This is a genomic window from Cryobacterium sp. TMT1-2-2 (assembly GCF_004403505.1).
In the GTDB taxonomy this organism is placed as follows: domain Bacteria; phylum Actinomycetota; class Actinomycetes; order Actinomycetales; family Microbacteriaceae; genus Cryobacterium; species Cryobacterium flavum.
Window position 1 is genome coordinate 1 of sequence record NZ_SOGS01000005.1, and the last position, 13,680, is coordinate 13,680.

Consider the following 13,680-nt stretch of genomic DNA (forward strand, 5'->3'; position numbering starts at 1 on the left):
CGCCGGCACTCCTCGATCGGAGATGTCAGCCCCGTCGCCTTCGAACTGCAATACTCATCACAGACCGCGGAAGTTCAACTCGCCGCTTAACCCGTGTCCACTAACCGGGGGCAAGGCCATTCTGAGGGACCAGAATCCCGTATGACCCGCCTGAGAAAATGCCCGGTCAAGGGGCGACAAACGGAACATCAAAATCAAGCGTCGGCCATACTCAACCAGACTGGACATTGAGCAATTCGTCTCCGACCGGTGATCGGCGGGCGACCAGCGCGGTGGATCAATCGCCGCGTCTCAGCGAGGTAAGCCCGCGTCCGGGCTCTCGTGCAACCTCGTCAGACACGCCGAGCGTGTAACAGTCTGGTGCCCGCCGGACATTATTAGGTATGACCGCCTTTGACGCACACGACAGTGACGCAGACCTCTGGTCGCAGGTGCGTTCGGGCAACGGTCAATCATTCGGGGCGCTCTTCGACAGGCACCGCGACCGCGTCTTCCGCTACAGCCTCAGACTGGTCCGGTCCCACGCCGAAGCCGAAGACGTCACCGCGATGGTCTTCCTCGAAGCCTGGCGACGACAGGCACGTGTTCGTCTCGTCAACGGCTCCATCATCGCCTGGCTGCTGGCCACAGCTACCAACGTCGCTCGGAACCGACTTCGCTCCGCCATGCGCTACCAGCGGACGCTCAACAAGATTCCCCGACCGGACCCAACCCCCGACCACAGCACCCACGTTCTTGACGAACTCGCCGCGGCTCCCGTTCGCCGCACCGTCCAGGATGCCTTCCACGGATTAAATCACCGCGATCAAGAGATCCTCTCGCTCTGTGTGCTCGAAGAGCTCTCAGCGCCAGACGTCGACGAGATTCTCGGCATCGCACCCGGCGCCGTCCGGGCACGTCTGATGCGCGCCAAACAGCGCCTCAGCCACACCCTCGCAATCGATTCCTTGACCGTGCCCTCAGGAGAGACGCAATGAATATGAACGATGAAAACCTCCCTGTTTTCGATGAAGCACGCAGCGCCTCCCTGCGCGCGATGCTCGTCGACGTCGCAGAGATCGGCACCACTCAGAATCGTCGATTCCGTGCGGCTCAACGCGCCTGGACCATCGTCCCGGCCGCCCTCCTCGTGGTCGGCCTCTCAGCAGGCACGTTTTTCGCCACTCAATCAGTGACCGATGATTACTCAGTCGCCTGCTTTGCCCGGGCTGAGTTGGACTGGCGCGGAGCCTTCCCCGGCACGACCGGCGCGTCCTTGATCGGCACAACCGATGGCAGAGATGGAGGATCGGCTCCCATCACGGACGCCGTCGCGTTCTGTTCCGACCTGTGGGCCCAGCACGCACTCGATGCCAGTTCCCCTAACGGAACACCCCCCGGCCCCGGATACGAAGATCGCACCTTCTCCCACCCCGTCCCCAGCCCTTTAACCGAGTGCGTCATGAAAAACGGCGCAGCGGCCGTCATCCCCGGCGGCCCCGACGTGTGCAGCCGACTAGGCCTCGCCTCAAAATCCGAATAAATCGCACCATCGGCACTAGGCACGAAACGCGGCCGGCCTACTCAATTACCGAGCCCGGAGCTCCTCCGATACAGAGTGGCGCGACATGCTCAGATCTGGCGCGACCTGGGTTGCGGATTCGCCGGCTTTGACCAAGCGCCGTGCATTCAGGACTTGGCTTTTGGTGAGACGTCGGCGTCGCCCACCGCAATCCATCCCGGCAGCGCGGCGCTTACCCACACTTTCCACGATGCGTTCGCGTTTAGTGGCCAATTCCATCTCGGCCAACGCGGCCATCATCGTAAAGCCCAGGCTTCTCGCCCCAGGTTCAACACGCGAAGGTCTGCCCCGCGCGTGGGTAGCGATCCAGCGAGACCGAGCAGGATGGCCGTCGATCTTCCTAAACCATGAATTCTTTGCTGCCGACAGGTTGATTCCGCGGGGTTTATGCGGGGTCGTCGAATGAACATCGACCACCGTGTCGAGAGCGAATTTTCCCTCTAAAACGGAGGTCTGGCGGGTAGACAAATAAGCCGGAATTGGGTCGTTGAAACGATCAAATCGAATGTACCCGCTAATTCAATGTGCGGGGTTGATGGTGGCAAAACCGCAATTCAGCGAAAAAATACCCCGGACTTCCGCAGAAGTCCGGGGCGAATTTAGTGAATACCGTGTAGCGGGAGCGGGAATTGAACCCGCGACACCACGATTATGAGCCGTGTGCTCTAACCAACTGAGCTACCCCGCCGCGACTTGTCGGCTGTTCGCTTCCAAGCCTGAGCCCCCTGTGGGAATCGGACCCACTACCTCTTCCTTACCAAGGAAGTGCTCTACCAATGAGCTAAGGGGGCAGAGCAACCAAAAGACAGTAGCACTGCCGCGTTTTTGGCAACCTAGAAACTTTATCACCCCGACGGCGAGGTCCAGACCACTTCCACCACGCTACAGGCATCCAGCAGCGATGCCGTAGCATTTTAGGATGACTGGCACCGAACTGACCCATGGCACCGAATGGTGGCGCACAGCCGTTATCTATCAGATCTACCCGCGATCGTTCGCCGACGCGAACGGTGACGGAATGGGTGACCTCGCCGGCATTAGCGCACGACTGCCGCAACTGAAAGACCTCGGCATTGATGCCATCTGGCTTTCTCCTTTCTATACCTCTCCGCAACGCGACGCCGGCTACGACGTCTCTGACTATTGCGACGTCGACCCTCTGTTCGGCACCCTCGACGACTTCGAGGTATTGCAACGCACCGCGCACGATCTCGGCATCCGCGTCATCGTCGACATCGTGCCCAACCACTCATCCAGCGCTCACGGTTGGTTCCAGGCCGCCCTCGCCGCTGGCCCCGGCAGCGACGAACGCGCCCGCTACACCTTCCGTGACGGAAAGGGCCAGAACGGGGAGCTACCCCCGAACAACTGGGAGTCCGTCTTCGGCGGCCTGGCCTGGACCCGAACGACCGATTCAGATGGCACCCCCGGCCAGTGGTACCTGCACCTGTTCGACAGCAGCCAGCCCGACTTCGACTGGGACAGCGAGTGGGTGCGCGAACAGTTCCGCGCCGTGCTGCGCTTCTGGCTCGACCGCGGCGTCGACGGCTTTCGAGTGGATGTTGCGCACGGCATGATCAAGGCTCCCGGCCTCCCCGATTACACGCCTCCCGCCGAGGGCGGCAGCATGGGCGGAGCGCCGGCATCCGCTCTTGAGCCGGGCATCACCGCCGAGACGCCGCTGACCGCACCGTACTGGGCGCAGGATGGCGTGCATGAGATCTATCGCGACTGGCACAAAGTGCTCGCTGCCTACCCGGGCGACCGGGTTCTCGCTGCCGAAGCCTGGGTCGACCCGCTCAGCCAGATGGCTAAATGGGTGCGCCCGGACGAGATGCACCAGGCCTTCAACTTTGCCTATCTTGAAACGCCGTGGAACGCCGCGCGTCTCAAGGCCGTCATCGACGAGTCCCTCGAAGCCTTCGGCAATGTGGGAGCGCCGAGCACCTGGGTGCTTTCCAACCACGACGTCGTGCGCCACGCCTCCCGGCTCGCCCTCACCGGCGAAAACCTGCAGGGACACGGCATCGGCCCGAAAACGGTGGGCCTGCCCGACACGGCGCTGGGCCTCCGACGCGCTAAGGCGGCATCCGCTTTAATGTTGTCGCTGCCGGGCTCGAGCTACCTGTATCAGGGCGAGGAACTCGGCCTGCCTGAGGCCGTCGACCTGCCCGACCACGCCCGCGAAGACCCCACCTGGTTTCGCACCAACGGCGAGCGTTACGGACGAGACGGATGCCGCGTGCCTATTCCGTGGGAAGCCGCCAGCGAATCGTTCGGCTTCAGCACCGGCGCGAAGAGCTGGCTGCCGCAGCCAGCCGAGTGGGCTGGCCTGGCTCGCGACCAGCAAGACGGCGTCGCCGGATCCACCCTCGAGCTGTACAAGCACGCGCTGACCCTGCGCCGGGAGCACTCCCTCGCCTCCGGAACCGTGGAGTGGATCGACGGCTTCGGGCCGGAGGTCGCGGCGTACCGCAACGGCGACGTGACGGTCGTAGCCAACACCGGCGCGGCATCCGTTCAGCTTCCCGCCGGTGACGTGCTGCTTTCGAGTGAAGAGCTGGTCGGCCGAACCCTGCCGGGCGATGCGACGGCCTGGTTGCGCTCAGTAGAGGCATGACCGACGCCGTTGACCGTTCGAGCGATGCCGGCAGCAACGCGCTGGCGTCGATCGCGGCCATGCAGGAGCTGAAGCTCGAGCTGACCCGGTTCATGATGTCGTATAAGTTCGCGAGCGACGAGATGCTTACGAAGATCAACATTCTGAAGGAGGAGTTCAGCTCGATCCACGACTACAGTCCGATCGAGCATGTCAGTTCAAGGCTGAAGTCGCCGGAGGGCATTCTCAAGAAGGCGATCCGCAAGGGGTACCCGCTCGAGCTCGACGGTATTCGCGACAACATTCAGGACATCGCGGGCATTCGCATCACCTGCAGCTTCATCTCTGACACCTATCGCATCCGCGACCTTCTGGCCGGGCAGCGGGACGTGACTGTGCTGCTGGAAAAGGACTACATTCAGGAGCCGAAGGCCAACGGCTACCAGAGCCTGCACCTCATCGTGGCGATTCCGGTGTTCATGTCAGATCGCGTGCAGCCGGTCACCGTGGAGATTCAGATTCGCACGATTGCCATGGACTTTTGGGCGAGCCTCGAGCACAAGATCTTCTACAAGTACAACGGTACCGTGCCCGATACCCTCGTCGAAGATCTCCGGCAGGCAGCGGATGCAGCCAATCGCCTCGATGTGAAGATGGAGCTGCTGCACGACCAGGTTGTGGCGCTCGAGTCCGTCGATGCCGGCGACGCAGACCTGTTCAGCTTCGACGGCCTGCCGCCGTTTCCGCTGCCGAAGGGCCTGCTCGACTCATTCATGCGCGGCCGCACGCAGCCCGAATAGTCCCTCTACGCCACGGTTCGGCCGGGTGCGGCCTGCCGTGTGGGCATGACTCCTGCAATTCGCGGGCGAACAGAGAAACTCCCGCGTCTTTTCGGGCCTTCAGCTCTCGGGCACAACAAATTGCAGGAGTTATGCTGGCCCGGAGTTCGGAACCGCGGGGCGGAGCTGCCGCGGTTGGGCTAGTTCGTGTTGGCGTAGAGCCAGGCGAGGGGGTCGACCTTGGTGCCGGTGATTCCGCCCTGGCGAATCTCGAAGTGCAGGTGCGGGCCGGTCGACATTCCGGTGCTGCCGGTCTTGCCGATGACCTGGCCGACCTTGACCACATCGCCCTCCTTGAAGAGCATCGAGCCGTGAATCATGTGCGCGTACACGCTCGTCACGAGCTCGCCGTTGATCATGTGGTCGATCATCATGTGCACGCCGAGGCTGGCTTCGCCGTCTTCGGCGTAGCTCACCACACCGTCGGCAATGGCCTGGATCGGGGCGCCGAGGCCGGGGTTGAAGTCCTGTCCGCCGTGGTTCACTGAGCAGCCGGCGCAGTTGCGATAGCCGATCTGGTCACCGATGTGCACGCCCACGGCGAAGGGCCACTGGATGGTGCCATTTGGATTATTGGTGAAGGTGTCTTCCATGCGAATACCGCTGGCCGCAGCAACTTCGGCGATGGTGCTCGACTCGTAGCCATCGCGCTCGACGGTGACGGTGTCGCCACCGGCCATGTCCATGCTCTGCCCCTCATCAGCCGGCAGAACGCGCTGGGCTTCCAAAACGGATGCCTGTACGTCCTGCGACGAGAGCAACGCCTCAGCCGGAATCGAGGTGGCCACGGCCATCAACGCCACGAAAGACATGGCAAGAATGGATGCGCTCTTGGCCGCACGCTTGCGCATGGTGCTGCCCAGCGGTCGTGCGCGCAGGGCGCGGCGCGGCAGCGCGCCAGCGGGAACGAAGTCGCGCGCGGGAGCAAACGTCTCGCCGGGCTTCTGCTCGATACGCTGGCGGCGGCGCGGCAGGTCGCCGGCGGCGGGAATCACCGTCGGAATCGACTGGGTGACGCCGGGAGCCAGCAGCTTCTCATAGTCGGTGGGTTCCGCGTCGGCGACCGGCACGGCCGCGACGATGCGGTCGGTCTCGGTCACGACGGCCGGTTCAAGATCTAGTTCACCGAGGTCGGCGGCGACGATCAGGTCGGCGGCGGGGCTGAGCCGAACGACGTCTTCGACACCTTCGTCGACCGGTGCAGCAGTCGATTCCGCGACTCGAGAGAATGCCACTCGCTCGCGCTCACGCAGTTCGCGACGTGTCAGAGCCGCCGGTTCTGCCGGGGGAAAAACGGTGCCGTCACTCTCGCCGGACACGGAGGTGTCCATGGATGGAGTGTGACGTGACAAAGTGCAGCTTTCGGCGTAGCGGACGGGATCTCGTGCTCGTTCTGGATAACGCCACATGACGCCAGGCAAATATAACGAATTGATTAAGGGTAACGCGCAACCCTGAGAATACCAGAGGAAATTGACCAATCACACCCAAACGGGGGTAAGTGGGCGTAATGTCACTGGGCTTTTGCGCCAAACGGGAAGCGTTCGAAGAGTCCGGCGAGCACGGGTTCGAACTGATCGTAGAGGTCAGGGGCGGCTGCGATGAGCAGATCGTGACCCTCGGCATCCGCTTGCAGAGCGCCAACTTTGGTCCCCGCCTCGCGGGCGATCATGGCGCCGGCGGCGTGATCCCACGGGTTGAGTCCGCGTTCAAAATAGAGGTCGAGCCGCCCGCAGGCGACGGAACACAGGTCGAGTGCGGCCGAACCAATACGACGGATGTCCCGCACCTGGCCGATCAGACCGCCCACGACCTTCGCCTGCCAGACCCGCCGGCTGGCGTCGTAGCCGAATCCGGTGCCGGCCAGCGCGAGCGACAGTGGTACGTCATGGTTGACGTGCAGGCGCGCATCCCCCAGCCAGGCGCCGGAGCCGGCGGACGCTGTGAACACCTCGCCGAGCGCGGGGTTGACGACCGCGCCGGCGAGGGCGTTCCAACTGGCCGGGTCGGGCTCGCCCTGCACGACGGCGATGCTGACGGCGTAGAACGGAACACCGTAAAGGTAGTTGACGGTGCCGTCGATGGGATCGACGACCCAGGTGAGTCCGCTGGTGCCGCCGGTCGCGTCGGATTCCTCACCGTAGAACCCGTCGTTCGGGCGGGCGTCGGCGAGTAGGCCTTGAATGAGCAGCTCGACCTCACGGTCGGCCGCGGTGACAATGTCTTCGGGCGACGACTTCGAGGCGGCGATCTCAACGCCCTGGACGAGGCGACGATGGGCCAGCGCGCCGGCGGTGAGCGCGATGGTGCGCGCGAGGTCGAGCAGCTCGGTCGGGGCAGGATGCGTCATGCCCTCACGCTACAAGCCGCGCCTCAACCAAAACAGGCAGACCCGAAGGCCTGCCTGTTTGCAGTGGTGAACTGCTCTGGTGCTGGTGGCGAGTGCGAGGTTCGAACTCACGAAGGCTACGCCGTCTGATTTACAGTCAGGGATTACCCCTGATCATCAATTATTTTGTGTGCCGCTGAGTGTCGTTTCGTCAGGCACCCAGTGGCTCGCCGTTGCCCTGAGGTTACGTCCTGACACACGCTGACACACACAATCACAGCAGCGGTGTGCTCACCCGCGTGCGCACGGCCCGGCTCATTGCAGGAAGATCGCAACGACCGCGACAGCAAGCGACGCAACTGCAATCCCAACCGATGACCACGAGATTATTCGCGAGTGCTTCTCTACGAGTCGTGCATCCTCACGAGCAGTCTCGGCAAGCGCGAGACTCTGGCTCATTGCGTCGACAAGCTCCGCCAGCGATTGGCTGCTCGCACGCGCATTGCGGTCTGCGTCGCCGTCAGTCGCATATTGAATCGGGTGATCAAAGGACATGTCTATTCGCAATCTGAGTTGTCTAGTGATGGCTCGTGCGGGCAACTACTGCCCTAGAACTGCACGATGTATTCGGCTCCATGCGTTGCCCGCAGTTGGTGACAACACTGCCCGAAACGCGACGAGCTCGAGATGCGCTGAACAACCCTACTTCGCCCGTCGAATTGCCGAACTCAGGGCTAAACCTCGCCGCAAGCGCCTTCCGGCACAAGGGGGTGTCCGTACAGGACAAAAGTCGTCCCGTCGGCTTCTGCAAGGCTCACGTTTGTGACCCCATCAAGGTGCGCAGCGGCGTCGCAGATCGCGAGCGCCGATACAGCCTCAGCACTTCCGGCGTCTCCGCGAGGGTCGACAATCGTCGTCTCCACATTCACACGCCCCGCCTCAGGCTCAGTCGCCGCAACGACCAGTTCGGCGGCGTCGGGGCTGAGTGCCGCCTGTAGCTCAGCAGTACGATCGACGGCTACAGCGCTTGACGCGGCGGGTGCCTCAGATTCTGCGGGGGCACTTGTTCCAGACGAGCACGCCGAAAGCAGCAGAGTGGCAGCTATGGCCAGCGGGAAAAATATTCGTTTCATCCACTCAAGGTATCGGGTCGCCACGACCCTGGCGCTCAAACACGAAGAGCGCGAGAAGTGCTCAGCAGCCCCCTCGCGCTCTTGCGCATTGCTGCGTACTGCTCGGCGGTGAACTCGTGCATGGCGGTGATGAAGGCGGCGAGCGCGGCCCGTCGTCGTGCTTTGGCTTCATGTAGCATCGAGCGCGCAGCGGTGGGTGCCAGAATCGCCTGAGGCGAGCTCTCCCCACCGCTGCCGACAGCGCCGCCCGTTGTGGCGCTGAAAACGCGTCAGATGAGCGCCCAGCACTTCGCTGGTCATCGCCCGCGCCCGTAGAGCTTGCGAATGATGCGCTCCCGCTGCTTATTGATCTCCCGCAGCTCGGCCTCACACTGGTCGGGCGATTCGAGCAAGTCGAGCAGGGCCGCGAGGTCTTCGCCGTCGTCAAGCTCGTCAAGCTGCGGCGATGATTCGAGCAAGTCGAGCAGGGCCGCGAGGTCTTCGCCGTCGTCAAGCTCGTCGAGCTGCGGCGATGATTCGAGCAAGTCGAGCAGGGCCGCGAGGTCTTCGCCGTCGTCGAGCTCGTCAAGCTGCGGCGATGATTCGAGCAAGTCGAGCAGCTCAGATGTGCTGTCGCTCGCGACGAGGCTGTCGAGCATGCGGATGAGCTCGGCGGGTATCGCGGCCTGAGCAGCTTCAGCGTCTCGATTCCATGCAGCTATCTGTTCATCGGTGGGATTGCCGAGCTCGGCCAAGATTGCCGCCGCGAGGTCCAGCGGGTCGAGGCCGTCGGGGTGATTCGCTGAATCGTTCAAAGGGTCACGTCCTGTGGGATCATGCGCGCGTCTGCCCACTGTTGGCCGCTTACGCTCAGCAGCTCATATGCAGGCTCACCCAGTTCGGGGCCGTAGTAGCTGTCGCCGTGGCCGACGTTGTGGCGCAGCTCAACGATTCGCTGATGAGCTTCAGCATTCGAGAGCTCGCGCCAGCTGTCAATAAGGGCCGCGTTGGGCGGGCTGTGCTCGCTGAAGATGTGCAGGTCCCGCAGATAGCTCAGCTGCGCTTTTGAGCTATGACTGTAACGAGACTCAACGGCTGTAGAGGTGTCGTCTTCATTAGCGCTCTCGTGCTGTGCGAAGCGCTGCACGTTATCTAGTTCATGGGTGTTGTTACTGGGTCTAGTTCGGGGCTCTGTCTGAGCCCACCCGTGGGCTCTCTCAGCGCCTACGTGGGCACTCACAGAGCCCACCTCAAGCGGCAGCGTGTAGACGTTGGACAGGTTCTTCCCGCCCACTTTGCGCCGCTCGACACACACAAGGCCGCGCGCTTCAAGCGTCCTCACAGCGCGCTTGACCGTCTCGCGGGAGACGTTCGCAACGGCACCGATGCGGCCAAATCCCGGGTAGCACTTCCGCGTCTGGTCGACGTGCCGCGCGAGCGCTGCGTACACTGCGAGCTCTTGCGCGGTGAGCCCGCCTGTATCAATTACTGCATTTGGAATCATCGTGAATCCTGTTCTGGTCATACTCGCTCTCCGTCGAGTAGTCGTGTCAGTGAGCGACGGGCTCGGCGCACGCGTCGAGCATGGCGAGCAGCTGGGCCGTCGAGACGATGAGGCGCTTGCCGATCTTCAGAGTCGGAATGTCACCACGGCGTGCGGCGTTGTAGGCTGCGCCCCGGCTGAGCCCGAGCACCTGCCCCGCTTGCTCGACGCTGACCGTCACACGCTCGCTCAGTTCACGGCGGTTCATCGCTGTCCCCGCGCCTCTTCTTCGAGAGCGCGCAGCACATCGGCGTATGCGTTCAGGTGCTCCGCGCTCGGGCGGTTGTTGCCCGCTTCCCAGCGGGAAACAGTCATCCGGTTGACACCGAGCGTTCGGGCGATGGCCGACTGGCTGACGCCTGCGCCCTCGCGAATGGCTTTGGCGAGCGCCGGGGCCGGAAGGGCGCGGCGGGCTCGTGCTTCATCAATTGCATTCATCATGACCGTCACGATACGTGAGTGCGACAGTTACGCGCAGCCTTAACCAGTCGCCACTCCCCGCGCGCCATGCGACACCACAACTGTCTAGATAACAACGATCTAAGCCGTTTGAAGATGTCGCACGCGCAAGTGTCGCACTCGGCGCTGCATTCGTGTAGCCTGCCCCTTATGAACTTCTCACGCTGGGACATCAACTTGCACGGGGCACTGCCGCCCGACGAACTCGCCGGGCGTGACTGGCATGCCGTCGACGACACTGAAGGTCATGCTGGGCGGCTCTTCGTTCGCGTCTCTAAAGCCGCAGACGGGCGTCCAGTCATCACGGGCCTACACATGAGCGGCAGCGAGATCACCGCGAACACGCTGCGCGCGATACAGCCCGCCGCGATCCTCCGCACGCTCACATGGCGCGAGGACGGCGGCGCGCCCCCGCGTTCGGTCGGTGAGGTCAGCCCGATGACTGGGCTCGCACGCTTCGAGGGCGTCGCCGACGAAATCTCTGCGATCAGCGAGGCCACTGACGCGACGCAAGAGCAGAGCCAACGCGGGAGCCGAGCGCCTCGCCGCGAACACCTTGTGCGCTTCGCTGAGGTCTATCGGCGGCACCTACAAGAAAGCCCGTACAACGCGATGACGCTCACCGCGCGCGAATTGCTAATGCACCGAGCAACGGCACACAGATGGCGCGACAAATGCCGCGAGCTTGGGCTACTAGACCAGAAAGAGAACGACCGATGATCTTCAGACGCTGCGGATGCCGCGACCAGAGCGGCAAAGTGCTCGGCAACTCATGCCTAAGCCTGAAGTCGAATCCCCGACACGGCACATGGACTTACCGACTGACGCGCACCGACCCCGACACGCGCAAACGCACTTTCGTCACGCGCGGCGGTTTCGCGACAAAGACTGAAGCGAAGCGCGCCCACGACGATGCTGCACGCGTGGTGCGCACCGGCGGCTCGCTGCGCACTCGTGAGCAGACGTTAGGCGACTTCCTCACGCACTGGCTCGCAGACGCTGAGCGCTCGCTGAAGCCGAAGACCGTGGGCGAGTATCGCCGTCACGTCGTCGTCGAGATCATCCCCAAGCTGGGCAAAGTACCGCTGTCACGGCTGCGCAAGCAGCACATTGCCGACTTCATCACGACACTGACGCGGGACGGGCGCGGCGCGACGACTGTGCGGCGCATTCACGCGACACTGCGCAGCGCTCTCAGCGACGCCCTGGGGCGCGATCTCATCGACAGCAACCCAGCCATACTCCCGTCGAAGTCAAGGACATTGCCGAGCATCGAGACGAAGCGGGTCAGCCCGTGGGAGCCCACTGAGGCGGCGCACTTCCTCGACGTGGCATCGGCTCATCGTCTCGGCGCTCTGTTCGAGCTCGCGGTGCTCACGGGGATGCGTCGGGGGGAACTCTGCGGGCTGCGCTGGCAAGACGTCGACCTGACGGCACGCAAGCTGTCGGTGAACGTGCAGCTCGTGCAGGTCGGGGCGAACACTGTCGAGCAGTCGATCAAGACAGCAGCGGGCTCGCAGCGCGTTGTGCCGCTCGGAGATCGTGCCGTGGCCGCGCTCATCACTTGGCAGCTCTCGCAGCTGACCGAGCGTGATGCGGCGGGCGTCGCGTGGGTCACGTCCGGACGTGTGTTCACGATGGATGATGGGCGGCAGCTGCGCCCCGCGTATGCCTCGCGCCTGTTCGACACGATTCAGGACGGCATCGGGGTGCCCCGTCAGCGCTTCCACGACCTGCGGCACCTATTCGCGTCGCTGGCTCTCAGCAGCGGCGAAGACATGGGCGTCGTGTCGAAGCTCATGGGTCACAGTACGTCGGTGATCACGCGTGACCTGTACGCGCATCTGGTCGGCGACCGCGCTCGTCAGGTCGTCTCTGGCGTTGCCGAAATGCTCAGGCCGAGCACTCCAACGTCGCTTTCAGCGACCACGCATGCGTTACTCGCTAACGTCGCATCTTCACCGATCGCGTGAGGACGATGCCGCTAGCTTCTTTGCGGCCTGTGCCCTTACCGCCGCTTCATGAATTTTGGTCATGAGTACGGTGTTTTGACCGCCTATTGTCTGTCCCCCGATCACTCGGTGAAGCGGACGAGAGGACCGAAGAATGTCGGAATTGTTGAAGTCCGGCACGGATTTGTGCCAAAGATGCAGCTTCGACTCATGTGTGAAGTTCATACGCAGGCTCCTGCTCAGCTGCGCCGGAACCCATCGATATCGAGTGTCTTCAATGACCTGATAATCAATTGCACGCGTGGCCACCGCACAAACCCAATCAGCAAACTGAATGTTGGAGCTCAGCACACTGTCGACGTGCATGGGTGGCTCCACGATGCGCAGCATCTCATAGTTCTGCGAGGCCCTAGACAGAATATGACCGTACATATTCGGCAGACGCTTTGCTCTTTCAGCCTCATTGATCTGATCTATGAGCACCATTAGGTTGTGACTGCTGTGCTCTGCATGGGTGCACAAGCGATTGAGAGTTTCGCGCATCGCAGCGCTCTCGCGTTCACCCGTGTTGAGGCTGGTCTGCTTCGGAGTTCCGATTGGCTTTTCGTCAGCGTAGTAAAAGAGCTTGCCCCCTAGGTTCTCAAGCTCCGCGACTAATGCCAAAAAAACGCGAAGATGCTGTGCATGAGTCTCCGGAGTGCGCGGACGAAACATGTCAGCCCCTTTGCGCTCCCACTTGCCGGGATCGGCTGCCGCATCGACCTCAGTCTTGAATAAACGACGCTTCTCAAACGTGAATATCGATCCAAACTTTCGCGCATTCCATTCAGGAATAACAAAGCCCGCATACCCGAAAGCAGGACTTGTCTTGTATCGTGCATCGGTTTTCGAGACGAAGGCCCCAGGCTCTCCGATCTCATCGACGTAGGCAATCTGCATGAGTACGAGTATGCCGCTTAACGCAGAAACCCACGCGCAGTGGCGTGGGTTTCAGGAGTTGGAGCGGGTCCCACTGTTTCAGGGAGCGCTTCCGAGATCAAAGTAGCACAACTAGATCCAAGGTTGTGCGTGTGGCAGAAAAAAGTTCTCGCGTGCAGGAGTAGCGGTGGACTCCTCGCAGCCGCCACATGACGACGCGTTGCGCGAAACGTCCTCGCGTTCGAGGCGGCGCACTAGGTGACACGTGCAAGCTCGAACAGGATTTCAGTTGATCCCAGCACAGGTGTGCTCACGCGCGTGCTCACGCAAACAAGTAAGCCCCGCCTAGCACCTCCAGGGAGGGCGTT

The 13,680-nt window shown here is 62.5% G+C and carries 14 protein-coding genes and 2 tRNA genes; 6 read left to right on the forward strand and 10 right to left on the reverse strand.

What is annotated here, in order from left to right:
• Positions 1 to 383 precede the first annotated feature (383 nt).
• Both E3T35_RS03660 and E3T35_RS03665 read left to right on the forward strand, forming a co-directional pair.
• Complete coding sequence (locus tag E3T35_RS03660) at positions 384 to 977, forward strand: RNA polymerase sigma factor (RefSeq protein WP_134377897.1); 594 nt, start codon at positions 384 to 386, stop codon at positions 975 to 977.
• Entirely contained in the window at positions 974 to 1,522 is a 549-nt protein-coding gene (locus E3T35_RS03665; RefSeq protein ID WP_134345033.1) for a hypothetical protein, read from the forward strand. The genes E3T35_RS03660 and E3T35_RS03665 overlap by 4 nt, the downstream gene beginning before the upstream one ends.
• 653 nt (positions 1,523 to 2,175) lie before the next feature.
• Here the strand turns inward: E3T35_RS03665 and E3T35_RS03675 are convergent.
• Together E3T35_RS03675 and E3T35_RS03680 are read right to left on the reverse strand one after the other, a co-directional pair.
• Positions 2,176 to 2,249, reverse strand: a tRNA-Met gene (locus tag E3T35_RS03675).
• 31 nt (positions 2,250 to 2,280) lie between these two features.
• Positions 2,281 to 2,352 (reverse strand) — tRNA-Thr (locus E3T35_RS03680).
• 128 nt (positions 2,353 to 2,480) lie between these two features.
• Between E3T35_RS03680 and E3T35_RS03685 the strand changes: the two genes are divergently transcribed.
• Together E3T35_RS03685 and E3T35_RS03690 are read left to right on the forward strand one after the other, a co-directional pair.
• The gene (locus E3T35_RS03685; protein ID WP_134377898.1) at positions 2,481 to 4,181 is read left to right on the forward strand and encodes a glycoside hydrolase family 13 protein; all 1,701 of its coding nucleotides are present in this window, start codon (positions 2,481 to 2,483) and stop codon (positions 4,179 to 4,181) included.
• Positions 4,178 to 4,960: a GTP pyrophosphokinase family protein gene (locus tag E3T35_RS03690; protein WP_174776411.1), complete on the forward strand. Its 783-nt coding sequence runs from the start codon at positions 4,178 to 4,180 to the stop codon at positions 4,958 to 4,960. Before E3T35_RS03685 ends, E3T35_RS03690 begins: the two co-directional genes overlap by 4 nt.
• A 179-nt stretch (positions 4,961 to 5,139) precedes the next feature.
• On the opposite strand, the gene E3T35_RS20080 is transcribed toward E3T35_RS03690, so the two are convergent.
• The 7 genes from E3T35_RS20080 to E3T35_RS03725 form a co-directional block, all read right to left on the reverse strand.
• Positions 5,140 to 6,330: a M23 family metallopeptidase gene (locus tag E3T35_RS20080; RefSeq protein WP_166789816.1), complete on the reverse strand. Its 1,191-nt coding sequence runs from the start codon at positions 6,328 to 6,330 to the stop codon at positions 5,140 to 5,142.
• A 182-nt stretch (positions 6,331 to 6,512) separates the two neighbouring features.
• Entirely contained in the window at positions 6,513 to 7,349 is an 837-nt protein-coding gene (locus tag E3T35_RS03700; RefSeq protein WP_134377900.1) for an inositol monophosphatase family protein, read from the reverse strand.
• Between the two features lie 294 nt (positions 7,350 to 7,643).
• A complete protein-coding gene (locus E3T35_RS03705) occupies positions 7,644 to 7,883 on the reverse strand; it encodes a hypothetical protein (protein ID WP_134377901.1) in 240 nt (79 codons plus the stop codon).
• A gap of 874 nt (positions 7,884 to 8,757) precedes the next feature.
• Positions 8,758 to 9,255, reverse strand: a complete 498-nt coding sequence (locus tag E3T35_RS03710; protein ID WP_134377902.1) for a hypothetical protein — start codon at positions 9,253 to 9,255, stop codon at positions 8,758 to 8,760.
• Entirely contained in the window at positions 9,252 to 9,965 is a 714-nt protein-coding gene (locus E3T35_RS03715; protein WP_134377903.1) for a helix-turn-helix domain-containing protein, read from the reverse strand. The genes E3T35_RS03710 and E3T35_RS03715 overlap by 4 nt, the downstream gene beginning before the upstream one ends.
• A gap of 25 nt (positions 9,966 to 9,990) precedes the next feature.
• Positions 9,991 to 10,191 carry a helix-turn-helix domain-containing protein gene (locus E3T35_RS03720; protein ID WP_134377904.1) on the reverse strand — a complete coding sequence of 67 codons (201 nt, stop codon included), beginning with the start codon at positions 10,189 to 10,191 and terminating at the stop codon, positions 9,991 to 9,993.
• Positions 10,188 to 10,424 (reverse strand): helix-turn-helix transcriptional regulator, encoded by a 237-nt coding sequence (locus E3T35_RS03725; RefSeq protein ID WP_134377905.1) that lies wholly within the window; start codon positions 10,422 to 10,424, stop codon positions 10,188 to 10,190. Before E3T35_RS03725 ends, E3T35_RS03720 begins: the two co-directional genes overlap by 4 nt.
• A 168-nt stretch (positions 10,425 to 10,592) precedes the next feature.
• Between E3T35_RS03725 and E3T35_RS03730 the strand changes: the two genes are divergently transcribed.
• Positions 10,593 to 11,162: a hypothetical protein gene (locus E3T35_RS03730; protein ID WP_134377906.1), complete on the forward strand. Its 570-nt coding sequence runs from the start codon at positions 10,593 to 10,595 to the stop codon at positions 11,160 to 11,162.
• Complete coding sequence (locus tag E3T35_RS03735) at positions 11,159 to 12,415, forward strand: tyrosine-type recombinase/integrase (protein WP_166789817.1); 1,257 nt, start codon at positions 11,159 to 11,161, stop codon at positions 12,413 to 12,415. The genes E3T35_RS03730 and E3T35_RS03735 overlap by 4 nt, the downstream gene beginning before the upstream one ends.
• Here E3T35_RS03735 and E3T35_RS03740 read toward each other — a convergent pair.
• On the reverse strand, positions 12,401 to 13,333 hold the full coding sequence (locus E3T35_RS03740) for a DUF3800 domain-containing protein (RefSeq protein ID WP_134377908.1): 933 nt from the start codon (positions 13,331 to 13,333) through the stop codon (positions 12,401 to 12,403). The two genes, E3T35_RS03735 and E3T35_RS03740, sit on opposite strands and share 15 nt — an antisense overlap.
• Positions 13,334 to 13,680: the final 347 nt, after the last annotated feature.

Coding starts and splice junctions, on each gene's coding strand:
- E3T35_RS03715 (WP_134377903.1), bottom strand. CDS start 9,965: ATGACCAGAACAGGATTCACGATGATTCCAAATGCAGTAATTGATACA.
- E3T35_RS03665 (WP_134345033.1), top strand. CDS start 974: ATGAATATGAACGATGAAAACCTCCCTGTTTTCGATGAAGCACGCAGC.
- E3T35_RS03705 (WP_134377901.1), bottom strand. CDS start 7,883: ATGTCCTTTGATCACCCGATTCAATATGCGACTGACGGCGACGCAGAC.
- E3T35_RS03740 (WP_134377908.1), bottom strand. CDS start 13,333: ATGCAGATTGCCTACGTCGATGAGATCGGAGAGCCTGGGGCCTTCGTC.
- E3T35_RS03700 (WP_134377900.1), bottom strand. CDS start 7,349: ATGACGCATCCTGCCCCGACCGAGCTGCTCGACCTCGCGCGCACCATC.
- E3T35_RS03720 (WP_134377904.1), bottom strand. CDS start 10,191: ATGAACCGCCGTGAACTGAGCGAGCGTGTGACGGTCAGCGTCGAGCAA.
- E3T35_RS03690 (WP_174776411.1), top strand. CDS start 4,178: ATGACCGACGCCGTTGACCGTTCGAGCGATGCCGGCAGCAACGCGCTG.
- E3T35_RS03660 (WP_134377897.1), top strand. CDS start 384: ATGACCGCCTTTGACGCACACGACAGTGACGCAGACCTCTGGTCGCAG.
- E3T35_RS03685 (WP_134377898.1), top strand. CDS start 2,481: ATGACTGGCACCGAACTGACCCATGGCACCGAATGGTGGCGCACAGCC.
- E3T35_RS20080 (WP_166789816.1), bottom strand. CDS start 6,330: ATGGACACCTCCGTGTCCGGCGAGAGTGACGGCACCGTTTTTCCCCCG.
- E3T35_RS03735 (WP_166789817.1), top strand. CDS start 11,159: ATGATCTTCAGACGCTGCGGATGCCGCGACCAGAGCGGCAAAGTGCTC.
- E3T35_RS03730 (WP_134377906.1), top strand. CDS start 10,593: ATGAACTTCTCACGCTGGGACATCAACTTGCACGGGGCACTGCCGCCC.
- E3T35_RS03725 (WP_134377905.1), bottom strand. CDS start 10,424: ATGATGAATGCAATTGATGAAGCACGAGCCCGCCGCGCCCTTCCGGCC.